This is a genomic window from Winogradskyella marina (genome assembly GCF_015645385.1).
GTDB classification, from domain to species: Bacteria; Bacteroidota; Bacteroidia; order Flavobacteriales; family Flavobacteriaceae; genus Winogradskyella; species Winogradskyella marina.
Map to the genome: position 1 here is coordinate 16,617 of NZ_JADOET010000020.1, position 19,328 is coordinate 35,944.

A 19,328-nucleotide genomic window follows, 5' to 3' on the forward strand; every position below is an offset into this window, starting at 1 on the left:
GTTTGAAAGTAGCGTTTGTTTATATATTAGTTTTCTTTTCTACAAGTGCTTCACTTTTTTCACAATCTAAATTCAACCAATTTTTAAAACCTAGCGATACACTTAATACGTCGCGAAGAAATACCGTTGTAATTTCTGAAGCGTCATTGGCAACGGCAACATTATTAGGGCTCAATCAATTATGGTATGCCGATTATCCACGTTCTAATTTTAAAACCTTGAACGATAGTGGTGAATGGTTGCAAATGGATAAAATGGGTCATGTGTTTTCATCGTATCAATTAGGAAGGTTAGGCGCTAACACATTAAATTGGGCAGGAGTTAGTAAAAAGGATCAATTATTATATGGTTCGACTTTAGGATTAGGATTTCTAACAGCTGTTGAAATTATGGACGGCTTTTCTGAAGAATGGGGATTTTCTTGGTCAGATATGGCAGCTAACGCAGCAGGAACTGCTCTGCATGTAGGACAAGAATTACTATGGCAAGAACAACGTATTGTTTTAAAATATTCATTTCACCGAACACAATTTGCAAAGCAGCGACCAAATAAATTGGGTAATGGTTTGGCAGAAGAGTTCTTAAAAGATTATAATGGTCAGACCTATTGGCTAAGTGCTAATATTAATTCCTTTTTAAAAACCGAATCGATTCCAAATTGGTTAAACCTAGCTTTCGGTTATGGAGCAGATGGAATGCTCACTGGTGATGATTATGATCCTTTGTTTTTAAACCAAAACAGAACACGTCAATATTACTTAAGTTTAGATATTGATTTAACCCGAATTAAAACAAATTCTCACCTACTAAAAACATTATTTGACGTTTTTAACGTTATTAAGTTGCCATTTCCAACGTTAGAATTGAATGGCGATGGTCGGATAAAATGGCACCACATCTACTTTTAAGTTAAAAAATTAACACTTAATCGGTTGATTTTCAGGAATAGGAAAAATGTTGTATATTTGCACGCGAATTTTGTGAGATAGTTTTGGGGAACTATTTTACTGTAAAAATTTAGCTGTTATGATTAAAGATAGCGTTAAGAATATAGTAATACCTTTTTCAATTTGTGTACTTATGGCATTAGCCTTGTACCCAGATTCTTCTCTTAATCCTGAGACGTATTCAACGGAAGGATTAGAACTCAACTATAATATTTCTGAAGATTTAGCAATGGTCAATCAAGATCATGCTGTGAAACACAATTTGTTTACACCACATTTAGGTAAATCTTTTGAAGGGTTTAAGGAAGCATTAGCTTTTAAAGAATCTAGAGGAAATTATTTTACGGTAAATACTTTGGGGTATTTAGGAAAGTATCAGTTTGGTGCAGAAACCTTAAAGTTAATAGGTATTTATACACCAAATCAATTTCTATACAATCCAGAGTTACAAGAGAAAGCGTTTATTGCAAATGCTGAACGTAACAAATGGGTACTTAGAAAAGACATTGAGCGTTTTGAAGGAAAGCTAATTTCAGGTGTTAAAATTACAGAATCTGGTATTTTAGCAGCTGCACATTTAGCAGGCCCTGGAAACGTGAAGAAGTTTTTACGTAGCTATGGAGTTAATAACCTGTCTGATGCCTATGGATCTTCTGTTAGGTATTATATGAAACGATTTTCAGGCTATGATACGTCTACAATAACACCAGATAAAAAAGCTAGAGTTACGTTATAAACTATTGAAGTAACTAAAAAAATGAGATAATATCGCATTGAATTTAATGTGTATTATCTCATTTTTTTTATTTGGTTAAACTTTCGATTTTAGCGCTTCAGGATAGATACATCATCCTTTAAGGTTGAGACGTTTACAACAACAGTTTAATTAGCTCTTTTGAATAATAAATATAGCAGGCCGTTTATGTAAGTCTTCTTTATTGTGTTTCCAATCACTAGCCGTTTTTGTTTTAATAAACTCTGTTGGTAAGGTTATGTCGCAGGCTACACAAAGTCTTGTATTTGGATGTAACGTAGCGGTTAAATCTTCAAGCATTTTCATATTTCTATAAGGTGTTTCAATAAAAATTTGAGCTTGATTTTGTTCAAAAGATATGCGTTCTAAAGTCTTTAGTTTTGATTTTCGTTCACTTCTATCTATTGGTAAATAGCCATTAAATGTAAAACTTTGGCCATTCATTCCTGAAGCCATTAAGGCCAGTACTATAGACGAAGGTCCAACAAGTGGCACCACTTTTATATCCATTTGATGCGCTAAAGCTACAATATCTGCTCCAGGATCTGCAATTGCAGGACAACCAGCCTCAGAGAGTAAGCCCATTGAAATCCCATTTAAACATGGATTTAAAAACGTGTTTCGTTCTTCTTCTGTAGTGTATTTATTTAATACTTGAAGTTTTAAAGACGGTTGTGATTTACCAGGTGAAATACGTTTTATAAAACGACGTGCTGTCTTTTCGTTTTCAACAATGTATGTATCAAGATTCTCAACTATTTTTTTAATTGAAATTGGTAAAACTTCAAGAGGTGGACTATCACCTAATCGGGTAGGTATGAGGTATAATTTTCCTTTGGTGTCGCTCATTAATGTATAACTAGTTTATGTGTACTTTGCGTTTTGTTTTCAATATTGATTTTCAAAATATAAATACCACTAGAGAAATCTGAGGTGTTTACGGTTTGAATATTTTCGGCAGTACGATGAATTGTTTTTACTTGTTTACCTTGTATATCATAAACAGAAATTTCAGTTAAAATATCTGGATTATCATTAGTGCCAAAGTTGATTTGAAAGCTATGCTTCGTTGGGTTTGGGTACACGGTTATTTCTGATAATAAATGATCGGGATTACTTAAGGTCGTATCAGTAAGTTTATAAATATGACCTCCAGCGAGATCTGACACATAAATGTCGCCATTTACATCTTCACCAAATGATGACCATTGTCCTGTAAACTGTTGAAAGTTTTTGTTCCAAACGTCATTCGTTTCATCATAAACTAAATATCCAATTTCCTGACTACATAGATCTGCAAAGAAGTACCAGCCATAAAAATTGGGGTAAGTAGTGCCTCGATACCTGTAACCACCAGTAATTGAACATTTAGGTGATCCATCACCAAAGTGGCTATAACCGCTAACCGGAAAGGTAAAAGTACTTTGGTCTGGGCAACCAGATGATTGATAAGAATCGTTACCTTCATAGCATTTCCAACCATAGTTTATACCTGTTGAAGCATCTTCTGAAGATACGCTATTAATTTCTTCATAATTACTTTGGCCAACATCAGCAATCCATTGATCACCATTTAGACGATCGAATGAAAATCTCCAAGGATTTCTTAGTCCGTAAGCCCAAATTTCAGGTAAAGCACTGGCGCCTTCAGCAAATGGATTATCAGAAGGAATGCCGTAGTTCTCAGTTTCGGTTGTTGTGTCAATATCTAATCTTAATATTTTGCCTAAAAAGCTCATTTTGTTTTGCGAGCGATTTTGAGGATCACCAGCAGAACCTCCGTCTCCAGAGGATATATAAAGGTAACCATCAGAACCAAAAGCTAAATCTCCTCCGTTGTGATTTGAATACGGTTGTTCGTAAGAAAGTATTAATAATTCCGAATCAGGATTAGCTATATCAGAGTTTGAAGCATCTACCGTAAACCTGGAAACAACAGTATCTCCAAAGTTGTTAATATAATTTACAAAAAAGTACCCATTATCAGCATAGTCTGGGTGAAACGCTAAACCAAGCAGTCCTCTTTCGTTTCCGCTATCTATTACGAGACTATTTATATCTAAGAAAGGCGTATCTTGTAGTTCGCCAGAAGCATCAATAATTTTTATTACACCGCTTTGTTCAACAATAAACAATCGGTCATCGCCTGCGTGTTTAATACCTAAAGGATCTACTAAATTAGATGCTATGAGTTCTAATTCTAGCTCTTGAGCATTAGAGTACGCAAAGAAAAAAAATACGATAAAGAAAAGTGTAATGGTCGGTCTCACAATTTATATGAATGGTTAAGTTACTAATTTACAAAAAAAAGACCTTTAATTAGATTTGAAAATGTTAAGTATTAGTGAATTAGTTCTTTAACTAAAATATCACACGTTTCATCAATGAGTTTAAAAACATATTTAAAGCCATCTTGTTCGCCGTAATATGGATCTGGCATATTCTTATTTTCAACTGAAGAATTAGCTTCGAGAAATAGCTTCACTTTTTTCTTATCATCAGTATGTCTAGCTAAACTAATGATGTTAGAATAGTTTGATTGATCCATTGCGTAGATGATATCAAAGGCATCAAAATCAGTTACTTTAAACTGCCTCGCGCTTTGCCCACTAATATCTAAACCATTTTGTTGAGCAACAGCAATAGAGCGTTTGTCTGGTGCATTGCCAATATGGTAAGCCGCTGTGCCAGCAGAATCCAAATAAAAAAGGTCTTCTGGTAGTTTAGATTGCATTATGCCATGAGCTAATGGCGAACGGCAAATATTACCTAAACACACCATTAAAATTCGAGTCATAAAAAAGTGTAATTAAAGTGCTAATTTTTTAGATAAGTCTTCAACGTACTTTCTGAATTGCTTATCTGTTGAAGATAAGTTATCTACAGTTTTACAAGCATGTAATACAGTAGCGTGGTCGCGTTGTCCTATTTGTGAACCAATACTCGCTAAAGACGCTTTAGTGTATTTCTTAGCGAAAAACATAGCTAACTGACGCGCTTGTACAATATGACGCTTTCGTGTTTTAGACTGTAGTGTGTTCACATCCATTTGGAAATAATCTGAAACTACTTTCTGAATGTAATCAATAGAAACTTCGCGCTTAGTATTCTTAACAAACTTTTCTACAATATCTTTGGCAAGATTAATTGTGATTTCTTTTTTGTTGAACGAAGATTGTGCGATTAATGAAATTATTGCACCTTCAAGCTCTCTAACATTTGATTTAATGTGTTTGGCAACATAATCAACAATTTCTTCTGGCATTTCAACACCATCTCTGTAAAGTTTATTCTTTAGAATTGAAACTCTAGTTTCAAAATCTGGAGTTTGTAACTCTGCAGAAAGTCCCCATTTAAAACGCGATAATAAGCGTTGCTCAATATCTTGCATGTCTACAGGAGCTTTGTCACTTGTTAAAATAACTTGCTTTCCGTTTTGGTGCAAATGATTGAAAATATGGAAGAAAACATCTTGAGTTCCCGTTTTACCAGATAAGAACTGTACATCGTCAATTATTAAAACATCAATAATTTGATAGAAGTGAATAAAATCGTTTCTATTGTTCTTTTTAACAGAGTCTATATATTGTTGCGTAAATTTTTCAGCAGAAATATATAAAACTGTTTTTTCAGGATATTTATCTTTAATATCAACACCAATAGCATGTGCTAAATGTGTTTTACCTAAACCAACACCTCCAAAAATTAATAAAGGATTAAAAGATGTTCCTCCAGGTTTGTTAGCAACAGCAATACCTGCGTTTCTTGCCAAACGATTAGAGTCACCTTCTAAGAAATTCTCAAAACTATAACTTGGGTTGAGTTGCGATTCTATCTTTACATTTCTAATGCCAGGAATTACAAACGGATTTCTTAATTCAGGACTTTTATTATTGAATGGTACATCAACATCTTGCGATTTTAAAGCCGATCTGTTAGCACTTGGGATTTTTTCTGTAAATGGTTGTTTGTTGCCATAGGTGTTTTCCATTTTAATAACGTACACCAATTTAGCGTCTTCACCGAGTTCTTTTGTTAGTGAAACTTTTAAGATTTTCACATAATGTTCTTCTAGCCACTCGTAGAAAAACTTACTAGGAACCTGAATACTCAATGCATTACCCGAAAGTTTAACAGCATCTATAGGTTCAAACCAGGTTTTATAGGCTTGTGGTTGTATATTATCTTTTATAAAAGCGAGACAATTACTCCATACAGATTGCGCTGTGATCTCCATTCGTTAAGTTAAATTTTTCGTTGTTAGTTATATTAGCAAAAAAAAAGAGAATTGGAATTCTCTAGTAGTTTTCAACAGGACAAATATGTGAACAAAATTCTTAATAAAAAAATCAAATAAGATAGATTATTTAGATTTTTTTCCTCATGTTTAAAACAATTGAAAATTACAAAATTTTTTCTAAATCAAACCATTAATATATGAATTATAATGAAACTAGTATAAGAGTTCGTTACGGAGAGACTGACCAGATGGGAGTTGTGTATCATGGCAACTACGCTGTGTATTTTGAAGTTGGTAGAACGGAGTGGTTACGAGAATTTGGTCTTAGTTACAGCGGAATGGAAGCCGATGGAATAATGTTACCTGTGGTTTCGTTAACTATAAATTACAAAAATTCAGCACGTTATGATGATGTGCTTAAAGTAAAAACATCATTAAAAAAAATGCCAACTGCGTCTATAGAATTTGAATATGAATTAAGAAACGAATCTGATGTTTTATTGGCTACCGGTAATACAATTTTGGCATTTATTGATACGGAACGGAACCGACCTACGCGTTGTCCAAAATATCTTTTAGATAAACTGCAAGATTATTCGTTATAATTCTTTGATGTCAACTCCGTAAAATTGACTAAAAAGATCAAATACTTTAGAGCTGTTGTTTTTTCTGACAGATATCTTTAGCAAACAATCGAGTTCTAAAATCTGATTTGTGATTTCAACGTCATTTTCTTTCAATAAACGCATCACTTTGCTCATGTTTTTATACTCAAATTTGAGTTGAAATTCTTTATTTATTGTTTTTTCAACAATTTTTGAAGCTTCTAAGGCTAATTGCGCTCCTGTTCGGTATGCATTTATTAAACCACCAACACCAAGTTTTACACCTCCATAATATCTAATAACTATGATTAAAATATTGGTGACTTCAAAAGATTGAATTTGACCATAAATGGGCATTCCCGCAGAATTGTTAGGTTCTCCATCGTCATTGGCTCTGTATTGAATGTTTTCTGTACCTATTTGGTAGGCGTAACACCAATGTCTGGCGGCATAATGTTCTTTTTTTAAATCGTCTAGATGTTGTTTTATTTGGTCTTCATTTGTAACAGGGAAAGTGAATCCGTAGAACTTGCTATTCTTGTCTTTAAATAATTCACCTTGTCCTGGGTTTGTTATAGTTTTATATACGTCTTCTTCCATTATGCTAAAGTTACTAAGGCTATTGAAATTAAGGCTAAAATAATTCCTACCCAATTCATCTTAAATATTTTCTCCTTAAATAGTATAAGACCAGTTAATGTTGAAAGGGCTAGAATCGCAATATGATTAATGGTAAATAAGGTTGAGCTTTCAGTGTTTTCTAAGCGCAATGCCATTAGCAAAAAATGAATGGAGCAATAATTTACTAAACCCAAAGCGATACCTAAAGGAATGCTTTTAAAGTTGAATTTTATTTTAGACTTTATACGTTTTCCTATTAAAAGTGTGGTACCAATAATTGCTGCCATTGTAAAGATTGTTGAAGAAAATAGTGCGATTTTATCATCTGGTGCAAAATAATTTATTGAGGTGTCAATAATACCAGAACCTAAAAACAAAAGTATTGGTAAATAAATGGATTGCGTAAGCACCACGTTTTCTTTTGGTTTTACAGCGGTTAGATATACAGCAATCAAAGCTAGTATGATTCCGATTATTTTCTGAGCTCCAATACTTTCATTAAATACAATAATGCCAAAAATAACGGGAATAATAACGCTCATTTTGCTAGCCACAGAAGCTACTGAAAGACCATTTTTCTGTGCTGTTAGTCCTAAAACATTAAAAATAGCAATGAATAGAAACCCTAGAGCAATTGCAGGAATAAACCAACCAGACGCTATGATTTCTGTAGGTGAAATTGATCCTTTATAAAGTAAAAACCCTAATGTTGAAGCTGTAAAGTAATTAACAACAATACCTTGAAGAATATTAATCTCATATTTTTTAAAGAGTTTAAAGACTACAAAAATTGCTGTAGACGATAGAATACTAATCAGTAAATAAATCAAAACAACAATTTTTTAGTTTCAAAGAGTGTTACAACATCTTCTTTGGTTTCATCTATATTCCATGTGTAAAAACCCATGGCATCAGCTGTGTCGGTGTTATCTTTAGTATCGTCAACAAATAAACAGTCGCTAGCAGTAAGGTTGTTTTCTTTTAGGACAAAGTCAAAAATAGCTGTATTTGGTTTTCTTAGGTTAATTTCTTGCGATAAGTAAAAGGCATCAAAACAATTTTTAAATTCATCAAAAAAAGGGACTGTTTCTTTTACAAAATCAATATGCATATCGTTCGTATTGCTCAACAAAATGAGATTATAGTCGTTTTGATTTGCTAACTTTTTAATAAACTCTAACCGATGCAGAGGGAAGTCTTTTATAATATAGTTCCAAGTGTCAATAAGTTTGGTTTCATTAATTGTTGAAAACTTAGTTTTATAAAACTCTAGAAACTCTACAGTCGAAATTTTTCCAACTTCATAGTGTTCATTAGTAGTTATCATATCATCTTCAAAAGTCTCTAGATTAAAAATGTCTAAAGCATTTTGCATGGCACCTTTTTTATCTAAGTTGATAAATACATCACCAAAATCGAAAATTAATGTTTTAATCATTTGCCGTTTGTTACATTGAGTACCTGTCTATTGAACAGGTGAGTTTTGTACTTATTAAGTTTGTCTATTCTTTATATGCTATTAAGACCTGATAAATCTATTGTATAGGTTTGAGAATTTTTAGTTTATCATCTAAAATCTCATGTTCCGAAATTAATTGGCCTTTCAATTTTGGTGCTTTTGTACCGTTCTCAAATTCAGAATTACCAATAAAAACCCGTGCTTCGTCCCATAGGTTTTCATTAATAAAGGTTTGAAGCGTTTTTGCACCACCTTCAATAATTATAGAATTAATGTTTTGTTGATATAATAAATCGATAATTTGAATTGCTACCGGGTTTTCAAAATCGATGTTTTTATTTGTAACTCTAATGGTTTTAGCCTCATCATTAAATACAGTATAGGTAGAATCTAACTTCGAACGCTTATCTAAAACGACTCTAATCGGATGCGCGCCAGGCCAATCTCTAACCGTTAAACTCGGATTGTCTTCAATTACTGTATTGGTTCCAACCAATATAGCCTGTTCTTCAGCACGCCATTTATGTACTAATTGACGCGAATATGTATTCGTAATCCAAACGGGTTCTTTTTTGTTCTTAGTCATAGGAGCGATAAAACCATCACTAGTTTCTGCCCATTTTAATATAATATAAGGACGTTTTTTATTGTGAAATGTGAAAAACCGTTTGTGATGTGCTTTGCATTCTGCTTCCAGAACTCCAACAGTGACATTACAGCCAGAAGCTTTTAGTTTAGCAATGCCTTTTCCTGCTACTTCCGGGTTATCATCAACACAACCAATAACTACATTTGGGATGTTGTGTGTAACAATTAAATCGCTACAAGGAGGTGTTTTTCCATAATGACTGCAAGGCTCAAGCGTTACATAAAGTGTGCTTTTGGTTAAAAGAGACTTGTCTTTTACAGAATTTATGGCATTGACTTCCGCATGGTGACCACCATATTTGCTTGTAAACCCTTCACCAATAATACTATCGTTATAAACGATTACAGCACCAACCATAGGATTTGGTCTTGTAGTTCCCAATCCGTTTTTGGCAATTTGCAAACAGCGTGATATGTAGATTTCGTGAGTGTTCAATTAGAACTTAATTTTTACATCTTGAATTTCATCTACAGAATATGTTGAGGAATATCCCATAATCTTATATTTTATATCGCCTTTGATATGCACTTTTAGGCTTTGCGAAATTAAACTTCCTAAAAGACTTCCAAGATTCTTGTCATTTACAAGGCTCTCAGTTGCAACTTTAACGGTTAGTGGAATAGTGAATCTCTCTCGTTTAGGAACGTCAAACTCATCTGATACTACAGAAGCTAACTCTAAATCATTAATAAACACCTTAAGATCGTCTGTTTTTAAAGTGCCACCAACATCATTTTTATTTAAAAATAACGCTTCTGTTTTTATGGTTACGTGTTTTGAATTAGAGTCTATAACTTTAAAATTCTCTAATCTTACAAACTCTGGCTTTTTGGTAAAAGAACAGTTGAAAAGTAGTGTAAAAGTTAGGGAAAACATTAAGAGTCTTTTAAACATAAAATTGTTTTTATACGTATTTTTGGTTTTGCTAAAAAAAAAGATAATTAAGTGCGTAAAGATACTATTGTTATTCGAGAAATTGAAGTTAAAGACAACCCTAAAATAGCGAAAGCCATACGGGAGGTTTTAATAGAAATGGGTGCGCCAAAAGTTGGTACAGCCTATGAAGACGCAGCACTCGATTGCATGACGGAAACCTATAGCGATAAGAAAAAAGCATATTTTGTAGTTGAAAACGGTGATGATATCATTGGAGGCGCAGGAATTTCACCATTAGATAACCATGAAGGCAAAGTTTGCGAACTTCAAAAAATGTATTTTATGTCAGAAGCTCGAGGAAAAGGTTTGGGAGCTGAAATGATGAAAACATGCCTGGAGTTTGCTAAGCAAGCTGGATTTAAACAGTGTTATTTAGAAACATTACCTTATATGACTGATGCTCGTAAACTTTATAGAAAAGTAGGCTTTAAAAGTTTAGAGAAGCCAATGGGAAACACAGGACATTATTCATGCACTGTTTGGATGCTAAAAGATTTGTAAGTCATGGTTTTAAAAGAGCTTCAGAATATATTTCATATCGAATTAGATGCTATTTACGGTAAACACGAAGTAGATAGTTTTTTCTATTTGTGCACAGAACATTATTTGAATGTGCCAAGAATTCAGTTGACCTTAGAACCAGAGTTAGCCATTACAAAGCCTGAAACGGATACCTTTTTTAAAGCTTTAGAACACCTAAAACAACAAAAACCCATTCAGTATTTACTAGGCGAAACCGAATTTTTTGGATTACCCTTTAAAGTGAATGAAAATGTATTGATTCCACGACCAGAAACTGAAGAACTCGTAGCTCTCATTCTTCAAAATGTCAAAAATCAAGATCCAAAAACCAAACCAATTACCATTTTAGATATCGGAACAGGATCTGGTTGTATTGCGATTTCTCTGGCTAAAAATGTTCCAAACGCTAAGATTTATGCTTTAGATGTTAGCAAAGACGCTTTAAAAATAGCGAAACAAAACGCAGACCTAAATAACGTTAAAATCAATTTTATTGAAGCTAGTATTTTAGATGAGACTTGTCATTCCGCACTTGATGCGGAATCCACTTTTGATATCATCGTTTCTAATCCACCTTACATACGCGAATTAGAAAAACGAGAGATTTTGCCCAATGTCTTAGAAAATGAGCCGCATTTGGCCTTATTTGTAGAGGATGATAATCCGTTGTTGTTTTATAAAGCGATTACCAATTTTGCTATTGAAAAATTAAAACCAAACGGACAGCTTTATTTTGAAATTAACCAATATCTCGGTGAAGAAACAAAACAACTATTAGTTGATGCTCAATTTAAAAAGGTTGAATTATTAAAGGATTTGAACGGAAACGATAGAATGTTGAAAGGATGTAAAGTCCTCGAAGTTTTTTAAAATCTTAGGGATTTAATAATCGAAGAGTTTAGATTATACTTCCTCTTAAAATAAAATCGTTATTGATTATAGTGGATTTTGAATTGTCTGATTGATGAAGGATTTGAATTAAAAAAGAAATAGAATGAGAACTTTAGCATTGTTATTTATAATTGCGGTTTGCTTTTCTTGTAAAGAAGAAAAAGAATCTGTTCTTACTGTTAAAGATAAAATTGAAATAGATACACTTCCTACTATTGATAGAGAAGACGAGTTAGTCAAGTTGAAACTTCAAAAATTAGAAGAAAGATACTATCATATAAAACTTTCTAATGCAGAAATAGTAAAAGACACTATTGTTGGTTTAGATTTTTTAGAAAGTGATACGCATTTAAATTACATTTTCGATTATGATCCATTTACGAAAAGAATTAATTCGGACTCTATTAGTCTGTATACTAAAAATATTGAAGTTGTAATTCATAAATCTCAGTTTGATACATCTAAAGCAAAACTCAAATACGATACTGATAGTTTAAATATTATTCAAATTGATAACCACGATGTTATTGGAGTAGAAGGTGTTCCGAGTACCTATATTTCCAAAATAAATTTACACTTAAGTAACAAATATGTTGAAATCGACAAACGTTACTATGAAGATTTGTATGAGCCTAATTTAGATTTAATAGAAGCCTATTATTATGATAAAGAAATTATCATTGTTATGAGTAATAGTGATGGTTATTTAGGATACAGAGTTACTTTCTTTATTGATGAAGTATTAAATATAAAACGTATTATTTACATCCCTTAAAAATGAACATAAAACAAAAAATAGAAGCCCTCAGAGAAGAACTACGTCAGCACAACTACAATTATTACATTTTAGATGACGCAACAATTAGTGATTACGATTTTGATATAAAATTAAAAGAACTTCAAGCTTTAGAAGAAGCGCACCCAGAGTTTTTCGATGCCAATTCGCCAACGCAACGCGTTGGAGGAGCAATCACAAAGAATTTTAAAACAACGGTTCACGACTTAAGAATGTATTCTTTGGATAATTCGTATTCAAAAGAAGACTTACAGGATTGGGAAACCCGAGTTAAAAAAATGGTTGATGGTGATGTAAGTTATACCTGTGAGTTAAAATACGATGGTGCTTCCATAAGTTTAACCTATGAAAATGGTAAATTGTTACGAGCAGTAACACGAGGAGATGGTGTGCAAGGCGACGAAGTAACAGCGAATATTAAAACCATTAAAACAGTTCCACTGCAATTAAAAGGAGATTTTCCAGACCGTTTTGACATTAGAGGCGAAATAGTCTTACCAATAGAAGGTTTCTTAAAAATGAATGAAGAACGCATTGCAAATGAAGAGGAACCTTATAAAAACCCAAGAAATACAGCTTCAGGAAGTTTAAAATTACAAAACAGCTCTGAGGTTGCTAAACGACCATTGGAATGTTTATTATATAGTATCGTAGGGGACAATCTTAATATTTCATCTCAGTTTGAAGGCTTAGAAAAAGCCAGAGCCTGGGGATTTAAAGTGCCACAAGAAGCAAAACTGGTACATTCTATTGATGAGGTTTTAGACTATATTAATTATTGGGACGAGCACAGACACAATTTGCCGTACGAAATTGATGGAGTAGTGGTTAAGGTGAATAATCTATACCAACAAGACGAATTAGGGTTTACCTCAAAAGCACCGCGTTGGGCTATGGCTTATAAGTTTAAAGCCGAGCAAGTTTCTACACGGTTAAACAAAATTACATATCAGGTTGGAAGAACAGGTGCCATTACACCAGTTGCCAATTTAGAACCTGTGCAATTGGCAGGAACTATTGTAAAACGAGCCTCGTTACATAACGCAGATCAAATTGAAAAGTTAGATATTAGAGAAGGAGATGAGGTGTTTGTAGAAAAAGGGGGAGAGATTATACCTAAGATTATTGCGGTTGATTTAACGAAGCGTCCAGAAAACTCCCAGCCTACACAATATATTACACTGTGTCCAGAATGTAACACCGAACTGGTAAGGTTAGAGGGTGAAGCAAAGCACTACTGTCCAAATGATTCAGCGTGTCCACCTCAAGTGGTTGGTAGAATTCAACATTATATATCGCGAAAAGCTATGGATATTGATGGTTTGGGTGGTGAAACTGTTGCGTTATTAGTTAAGGAAGGTTTAATTAATAATTATTCAGATTTATATGAATTAACCGTTGAGCAAGTAATTCCGTTAGAACGTATGGCTGCAAAAAGTGCGGAGAATATGATAAATGGTATTGAGTTGTCTAAACAAGTTCCTTTTGAACGTGTTTTATTTGGTTTGGGTATACGTTATGTCGGAGAAACTGTAGCTAAAAAACTGGCAAAGCATTATAAATCTATTGATGCCCTAATGTATGCTTCACTTTTAGATTTGGTAACCGTAGACGAAATAGGAGAGCGTATTGCAGAAAGTGTGGTTGATTTTTTCTCTTCAGAAGAAAATAAGCAAACTATAGAACGTTTAAAGCAGTTTGGAGTTCAGTTAGAAATCTCAGCAGAAAAATTAGCCAATCAAACTGAAAAACTAAAAGGGCAATCTATTGTTGTTTCAGGGGTTTTTGAAAACATATCTAGGAACGAACTTAAGAAACTTATAGAAGATAATGGAGGGAAAGTATCGTCATCTATCTCGTCTAAAACATCTTATGTTGTGGCAGGTGATAAAATGGGGCCAAGTAAACGAACAAAAGCAGAAAATTTGAATATTGAAATCCTAACAGAAGTAGCGTTTTTAGAAAAAATGAAGTAAATTCCTACAATAAACGCATTGTTAATTCGATGAAATGCATTAAATGTGCGTTGAAATGTAAAATAATTGTTTATATTTGCTGATGTTAATTAAGGGATAAATTAATGTTAGTAAATAAAATTTTAAAGGTCGTATTATTGCTTTTAGGAGCAAGTTACATTATACTTCAAGGGTTTGCTTTAGAACAAGAAGGTGATATTGTAAGTGCTACGGCTTTTGTTTTACTTACATGGCTTTATTTGGGTTGGACTAAACACAAATCTAAATTATTCTCATTGTTTTTAGTAGTTTTTACCACTGCCCAAATATTAGGTTTATTGGGTTGGTACCGTGAAGAACTTCCAGAAGGACAAATAGATTACTTATATTATATAGCAAATACATTTAGTATTGTTTCTTATGCTCTACTAATTATAAAAATGTGTATTTACTTAAAATTAAAAACAGTTTTATCTCAATTAACTGTTCCTATAATAATACTAATTGTTTTAGATATCTTTTGTGTGACATTAATATCTAGTACTACGGAAGGTGCGTTTACTTTTTATGAATATGCCTTAGAGTTTACTTATAATGCTGTTGTAATGATATTATTATCTGTTGCACTTATTAACTATATGTATCGAAATAATTATAAATCTATGTTATTTTTATTAGGATCTATATTTATAGCGTTCTCGGAGATTATTCAGTTAGCGTATTACTATATTTTATATGATGATGCCAATTTAGGTTATATTTATTCTTCCTTTTTAGTTGTTGCATTTATCTTTTACTACTTACAGTCCCAACACAAAGTAAGCGAGCCAACTCCTACTTATACAGATGACCCTTTAGATGCATAATTCTAAATCGAGAGACTTTTAAACTATAATAGAAGCTCCTTCGGCGCTTACACCTTTTCCAGATTCAAAATAAAAATCAACTTTACCAAGATATAAACCAAAGCATCCAACTTGGTTTACTAATACGTTTTTACCAATACTATTTTTTTCAATAGTAGGTTTTGGTAAAAATGTATGTGTATGTCCTCCAATAATTAAATCAATATCCTTAGTCGCTCTCGCTACGTTAATATCACTCACTTTATCAGGATTATTTTTGTAATAATACCCAATATGAGATAAACAGATGACCAAATCGCAAGACTGTTCCTCTTTTAGAATACGAGACATGTCTTGTGCAATCTCAATAGGATCATGGTATACAGTTTCCTTATACATGTCCTTGTTAACTAAACCGTCTAATTGAATTCCCAATCCAAAAATGCCGATTTTAATGCCGTCCCTAACAATGATTTTGTAAGGGTTTACATGTGTATCCATAACTGTATTAGAAAAATCATAGTTAGCGGAAACAAACTCAAACTTTGCATGCGGAATCTGTGCATATAATCCATCAATACCATTATCAAAATCGTGATTACCAATAGTAGCTACATCATACTTTAGCATACTCATTAGCTTAAATTCTAATTCACCTCCATAATAATTAAAATATGGTGTGCCTTGAAAGATATCTCCGGCGTCTAATAATAAGGTGTTTGGGTTTTCTTGTCTAATAGATTCAATTAAAGAGGCGCGTCTAGCAACACCACCTTTGTTGGCGTTTCTTCCGTCTTCTGGTCCAAAGGGATCAATATGGCTATGCACATCATTTGTATGAAGAATGGTGATTTTTTTCGTTTTAGCAGGACTAAAAGATTGCAAACCAAGACCGCCAACACTAGCTAAAACGGTTGCGGCTGTAGATTTTTGTATAAAATGTCTTCTTTTCATAGTTTAATCTTCTAATTTTATAAAACGTTGATCGATTTTAGGGTTTAAGGTGTCCTTCTTTTTAAAATTATCAATTAATACATCTCTAATTTTATAATTTAAAACATACTTTCCTTCGTTGGGACGAAAAAACGTCATTCCATCACCACCATTATAAAGGTAGTCGTTGGTTGCAATATAGTACGTTCTATTAACGTCAATAGGTTCCCCATGCACCTTTGCTGAACTAACAGCAGAATTTTTATCTAAAGTCAATTGTAATTGATGAGAAATTGGATGTGCGCGTTTTGCTTTAGAGAGATACTCCATCATTTCATTAACCTGAGTTCCTTTTATAGCCACAACTACAACAGAGTTTTCAAAAGGCATCACTCCAAAAGCAGATCTAATGGTCACATCTCCTTTTGAAATAATAGATCGAATACCACCATGATTGAGTAGTGTAAAATCAATGTTTTTTTGAGTTCGTTTATTAAATACAGGATTTGATTCGCTAAATACAGCATCTGCCATTAAATTACCGATAGCTGTATTTAAATCTCCATCCATTTTTGAATAGGTTTTTGGAGCATAAGAAATTATACTATCCATATTTTTATTGATATGTGTCCTATATGGAGAAATAAAATCTTCAATCGTTTGACTGGTTGCTAAGCTGTCATTGATATCTATTCGTTTGCCTTCAATTTTAGAAATGTGAGTTGATGCACAAGAAAAAATGAGCAACAATAAACAGAGTTTTAAAATATGTTTAATAGTCATTGAATAACTTATAAGAAGTTTATAATAAAATGTGAGTGCTTTTATTAAATTTGCACAAAGGCTAAAGGTAAATGATTTTAAAAGCATTTAAAGAAAAATCTAATCGAAAATATGTCAATAATTTACTGGCAACACGTCAGGCTGCCGTTAATAATGATAAAATAAAAACTGTAGCAGTGCTTTTAAATGCTAGTGAATTTCATGAATTTGAAGTGTTTAGAGTGTATTTTAAAGAGTTAAATTTAACATCTCCAAAACATAAAATAGTAGCATTTACCTTAGACGATAAATTAGAACATAATAAATGGAATACGCATTTCAGTCCAAAAGACTTTGGGTGGAAAGGCACTATAAAAAATCAGGATTTACAAGCTTTTATAGATGAACCTTATGATATGTTGATTTGTTTTTATAAAAACGAGGTTTTACAATTAAATATGATGGCTGCAGCTTCTAAAGCAAAATTTAAAGTTGGAATATCTAGAATTGATGAACGTTTTTACGATTTAATAATCGATGTAAGCTTAAAGGATATCAATATTTTTAAACAAGAATTAAAAAAATACTTAAATATTTTAAATAAATTATAATGACCAAATTTATAGGAACTGGTGTTGCATTAATTACACCTTTTAACGCAGATTTAACCATTGATTTTGATGCTTTAGAGCGTTTGGTGGAGTATAATATTGCCAATGGCACCGATTACTTAGTGATCAGTGGTACAACTGGTGAAAGCGCAACAGTTACACCAGAAGAGAAGAAGCAGTTAATAAACTTTATAGTTAAAATAAATAATGGTAGAATTCCTTTAGTTTTAGGAATAGGAGGTAATAACACTACAAATGTTGTAGCTGAAATTAAAGCAACTGATCTCTCTGCCATCGACGGTATATTGTCGGTATGTCCTTATTATAGTAAGCCGACACAAGAAGGTATTTATCAGCACTTTAAAGCTGTTTCTGAAGTGTCTCCAAAACCTATTATCTTATACAATGTCCCAGGAAGAACAGCTACAAATATGACTCCAGAGACGACATTGCGATTAGCTAGAGACTTTGCAAACATTGTTGCGGTTAAAGAAGCCGGAAACAATGTGCATCAGTATTTAGAATTATTGCGTTCTAAGCCAAAAGATTTTTTAGTACTATCTGGAGATGACGATTTAGTTTTAGGTGTTTTATTAGCTGGAGGCTCTGGTGTTATCTCTGTATTAGGACAAGCTTTACCTAAAGCGTTTTCAGAAATGATTAGACTTGGAATTGCACGTAAAGCAAAAGAGGCTTACGATATTCATTTTAAACTAATGCCTATTACAAGACTCATTTTTTCCGAAAACAATCCAACAGGTGTTAAAGCCGTTTTAGATACCTTAAACATATCAAAATCGCATGTGCGTTTGCCTCTTGTAGAAGCGACTGATGGCTTAAAAGCAGCTATCAAATCTGAAATAGAAATTTTAGAAAAAAGTTAAACTTTATATAAATAGGTATTCAGCTTAGATACAACCTTTATTTTAGCGGATAATAATTGTTTTTTAAATCCGTTAATAATGCTTACTTTTGCATTCTGTTTAAAATTATGAAAAGAGGAATTTACATATTATTAATTAGCATCTTATTGGTTTCTTGTAGTGACTTTCAGAAAACGTTGAAGTCCGAAGATACTGCTGCAAAATTTGAAATGGCGAATGAATTGTTTGAAGCTGAAAAGTGGAACAAGTCATATAGACTGTTAGATCAAATCCTTCAGAAATACAGAGGGAAACCGCAAGCGGAAAAGTTAACCTTTATGCATGCGATGTGTTCTTATAAGTTAGGAAGTTATTATGAAGCTAGTTTTCACTTTGATAAATTTACAGATATTTATCCGCAAAGTGAGAAAGCTGAAGAAGCAGCATTTTTAGCGGCTAAAGGTTATTATTTTAACTCTCCAGTGTATTCTAAAGAACAGAAAGAAACGATTGAAGCTATAGAAAAATTACAATTATTTGTAAACCAGTATCCAGAATCATCATATTTAGGTGAGGCTAACCAACTCGTTAAAGAGTTAGACTTTAAATTGGAGAAGAAGGCTTACGAAATAGCTAAGCAGTACAACAAAATATACGAGTATAAAGCATCAATAAAAGCGTTCAATAATTTTTTACTTGAGTTTCCAGGAGCAACCTTAAGAAATGATGCTTTTTATTACAGATTTGATTCAGCTTACAACTTAGCTGTGTTAAGTGTAGAGTACTTAAAAGAAGACCGATTAAATGATGCTATAGGATATTATAATGCTTTAAAGAAAGCATATCCAAATTCAGAATATTTGGAAGCAGCTAATTTAATGGAAGAAGAATTACAACAACAATTAAATACGTTTACTACTAAAAGTTAAACATTAAACG

General features: G+C 32.7%; 22 protein-coding genes. 11 read left to right on the plus strand and 11 right to left on the minus strand.

Annotated elements, in window-relative coordinates:
• The first annotated feature begins 2 nt into the window (after window positions 1–2).
• Both ITJ86_RS15950 and ITJ86_RS15955 read left to right on the plus strand, forming a co-directional pair.
• Window positions 3–908, plus strand: a complete 906-nt coding sequence (locus ITJ86_RS15950; RefSeq protein ID WP_195872658.1) for a DUF2279 domain-containing protein — start codon at window positions 3–5, stop codon at window positions 906–908.
• Window positions 909–1,026: 118 nt separating this feature from the next.
• Window positions 1,027–1,683 (plus strand): peptidoglycan-binding protein LysM, encoded by a 657-nt coding sequence (locus ITJ86_RS15955; RefSeq protein WP_195872659.1) that lies wholly within the window; start codon window positions 1,027–1,029, stop codon window positions 1,681–1,683.
• 150 nt (window positions 1,684–1,833) lie between these two features.
• Here ITJ86_RS15955 and ITJ86_RS15960 read toward each other — a convergent pair whose 3' ends face one another.
• The 4 genes from ITJ86_RS15960 to dnaA form a co-directional block, all read right to left on the minus strand.
• Complete coding sequence (locus tag ITJ86_RS15960) at window positions 1,834–2,550, minus strand: SAM-dependent methyltransferase (protein ID WP_195872660.1); 717 nt, start codon at window positions 2,548–2,550, stop codon at window positions 1,834–1,836.
• Window positions 2,550–3,971 carry a PQQ-dependent sugar dehydrogenase gene (locus ITJ86_RS15965; RefSeq protein ID WP_317190642.1) on the minus strand — a complete coding sequence of 474 codons (1,422 nt, stop codon included), beginning with the start codon at window positions 3,969–3,971 and terminating at the stop codon, window positions 2,550–2,552. Before ITJ86_RS15965 ends, ITJ86_RS15960 begins: the two co-directional genes overlap by 1 nt.
• 71 nt (window positions 3,972–4,042) lie before the next feature.
• Entirely contained in the window at window positions 4,043–4,498 is a 456-nt protein-coding gene (locus ITJ86_RS15970; RefSeq protein ID WP_195872661.1) for a low molecular weight protein-tyrosine-phosphatase, read from the minus strand.
• Between the two features lie 12 nt (window positions 4,499–4,510).
• Window positions 4,511–5,938 (minus strand): chromosomal replication initiator protein DnaA, encoded by a 1,428-nt coding sequence (gene dnaA / locus ITJ86_RS15975; protein ID WP_195872662.1) that lies wholly within the window; start codon window positions 5,936–5,938, stop codon window positions 4,511–4,513.
• 200 nt (window positions 5,939–6,138) lie between these two features.
• Here dnaA and ITJ86_RS15980 point away from each other — a divergent pair, with 200 nt between their 5' ends.
• Window positions 6,139–6,546 carry an acyl-CoA thioesterase gene (locus ITJ86_RS15980; RefSeq protein WP_195872663.1) on the plus strand — a complete coding sequence of 136 codons (408 nt, stop codon included), beginning with the start codon at window positions 6,139–6,141 and terminating at the stop codon, window positions 6,544–6,546.
• Here the strand turns inward: ITJ86_RS15980 and ITJ86_RS15985 are convergent.
• From ITJ86_RS15985 to ITJ86_RS16005, 5 genes are all read right to left on the minus strand, one after another.
• Entirely contained in the window at window positions 6,541–7,146 is a 606-nt protein-coding gene (locus ITJ86_RS15985; protein ID WP_195872664.1) for an IMPACT family protein, read from the minus strand. The two genes, ITJ86_RS15980 and ITJ86_RS15985, sit on opposite strands and share 6 nt — an antisense overlap.
• Window positions 7,146–7,997 carry an EamA/RhaT family transporter gene (locus ITJ86_RS15990; RefSeq protein WP_195872665.1) on the minus strand — a complete coding sequence of 284 codons (852 nt, stop codon included), beginning with the start codon at window positions 7,995–7,997 and terminating at the stop codon, window positions 7,146–7,148. Before ITJ86_RS15990 ends, ITJ86_RS15985 begins: the two co-directional genes overlap by 1 nt.
• Window positions 7,994–8,605: an HAD-IA family hydrolase gene (locus ITJ86_RS15995; RefSeq protein WP_195872666.1), complete on the minus strand. Its 612-nt coding sequence runs from the start codon at window positions 8,603–8,605 to the stop codon at window positions 7,994–7,996. The genes ITJ86_RS15990 and ITJ86_RS15995 overlap by 4 nt, the downstream gene beginning before the upstream one ends.
• 97 nt (window positions 8,606–8,702) lie before the next feature.
• Window positions 8,703–9,710 (minus strand): bifunctional diaminohydroxyphosphoribosylaminopyrimidine deaminase/5-amino-6-(5-phosphoribosylamino)uracil reductase RibD, encoded by a 1,008-nt coding sequence (gene ribD / locus ITJ86_RS16000; RefSeq protein ID WP_195872667.1) that lies wholly within the window; start codon window positions 9,708–9,710, stop codon window positions 8,703–8,705.
• Window positions 9,711–10,151 carry an LEA type 2 family protein gene (locus ITJ86_RS16005; protein WP_230080328.1) on the minus strand — a complete coding sequence of 147 codons (441 nt, stop codon included), beginning with the start codon at window positions 10,149–10,151 and terminating at the stop codon, window positions 9,711–9,713.
• 69 nt (window positions 10,152–10,220) lie between these two features.
• Between ITJ86_RS16005 and ITJ86_RS16010 the strand changes: the two genes are divergently transcribed.
• From ITJ86_RS16010 to ITJ86_RS16030, 5 genes are all read left to right on the plus strand, one after another.
• On the plus strand, window positions 10,221–10,712 hold the full coding sequence (locus ITJ86_RS16010) for a GNAT family N-acetyltransferase (protein WP_195872669.1): 492 nt from the start codon (window positions 10,221–10,223) through the stop codon (window positions 10,710–10,712).
• 3 nt (window positions 10,713–10,715) lie between these two features.
• Entirely contained in the window at window positions 10,716–11,603 is an 888-nt protein-coding gene (prmC, locus tag ITJ86_RS16015; RefSeq protein ID WP_195872670.1) for a peptide chain release factor N(5)-glutamine methyltransferase, read from the plus strand.
• Window positions 11,604–11,727: 124 nt separating this feature from the next.
• On the plus strand, window positions 11,728–12,399 hold the full coding sequence (locus ITJ86_RS16020; RefSeq protein ID WP_195872671.1) for a hypothetical protein: 672 nt from the start codon (window positions 11,728–11,730) through the stop codon (window positions 12,397–12,399).
• A 2-nt stretch (window positions 12,400–12,401) separates the two neighbouring features.
• Complete coding sequence (ligA, locus tag ITJ86_RS16025; RefSeq protein WP_195872672.1) at window positions 12,402–14,396, plus strand: NAD-dependent DNA ligase LigA; 1,995 nt, start codon at window positions 12,402–12,404, stop codon at window positions 14,394–14,396.
• Between the two features lie 104 nt (window positions 14,397–14,500).
• Window positions 14,501–15,241: a hypothetical protein gene (locus tag ITJ86_RS16030; protein ID WP_195872673.1), complete on the plus strand. Its 741-nt coding sequence runs from the start codon at window positions 14,501–14,503 to the stop codon at window positions 15,239–15,241.
• Window positions 15,242–15,259: 18 nt separating this feature from the next.
• Here the strand turns inward: ITJ86_RS16030 and ITJ86_RS16035 are convergent, their stop codons facing one another.
• Window positions 15,260–16,174, minus strand: a complete 915-nt coding sequence (locus tag ITJ86_RS16035) for a bifunctional metallophosphatase/5'-nucleotidase (RefSeq protein ID WP_195872674.1) — start codon at window positions 16,172–16,174, stop codon at window positions 15,260–15,262.
• 3 nt (window positions 16,175–16,177) lie between these two features.
• Window positions 16,178–16,936 carry a 5'-nucleotidase C-terminal domain-containing protein gene (locus ITJ86_RS16040; RefSeq protein ID WP_195872675.1) on the minus strand — a complete coding sequence of 253 codons (759 nt, stop codon included), beginning with the start codon at window positions 16,934–16,936 and terminating at the stop codon, window positions 16,178–16,180.
• Between the two features lie 71 nt (window positions 16,937–17,007).
• On the opposite strand from ITJ86_RS16040, the gene ITJ86_RS16045 reads away from it, so the two are divergent.
• From ITJ86_RS16045 to ITJ86_RS16055, 3 genes are all read left to right on the plus strand, one after another.
• Window positions 17,008–17,526 (plus strand): DUF6913 domain-containing protein, encoded by a 519-nt coding sequence (locus ITJ86_RS16045; protein ID WP_195872676.1) that lies wholly within the window; start codon window positions 17,008–17,010, stop codon window positions 17,524–17,526.
• Window positions 17,526–18,410: a 4-hydroxy-tetrahydrodipicolinate synthase gene (gene dapA, locus ITJ86_RS16050; RefSeq protein ID WP_195872677.1), complete on the plus strand. Its 885-nt coding sequence runs from the start codon at window positions 17,526–17,528 to the stop codon at window positions 18,408–18,410. Before ITJ86_RS16045 ends, dapA begins: the two co-directional genes overlap by 1 nt.
• A 107-nt stretch (window positions 18,411–18,517) precedes the next feature.
• The gene (locus ITJ86_RS16055) at window positions 18,518–19,318 is read left to right on the plus strand and encodes an outer membrane protein assembly factor BamD (RefSeq protein ID WP_195872678.1); all 801 of its coding nucleotides are present in this window, start codon (window positions 18,518–18,520) and stop codon (window positions 19,316–19,318) included.
• Window positions 19,319–19,328: the final 10 nt, after the last annotated feature.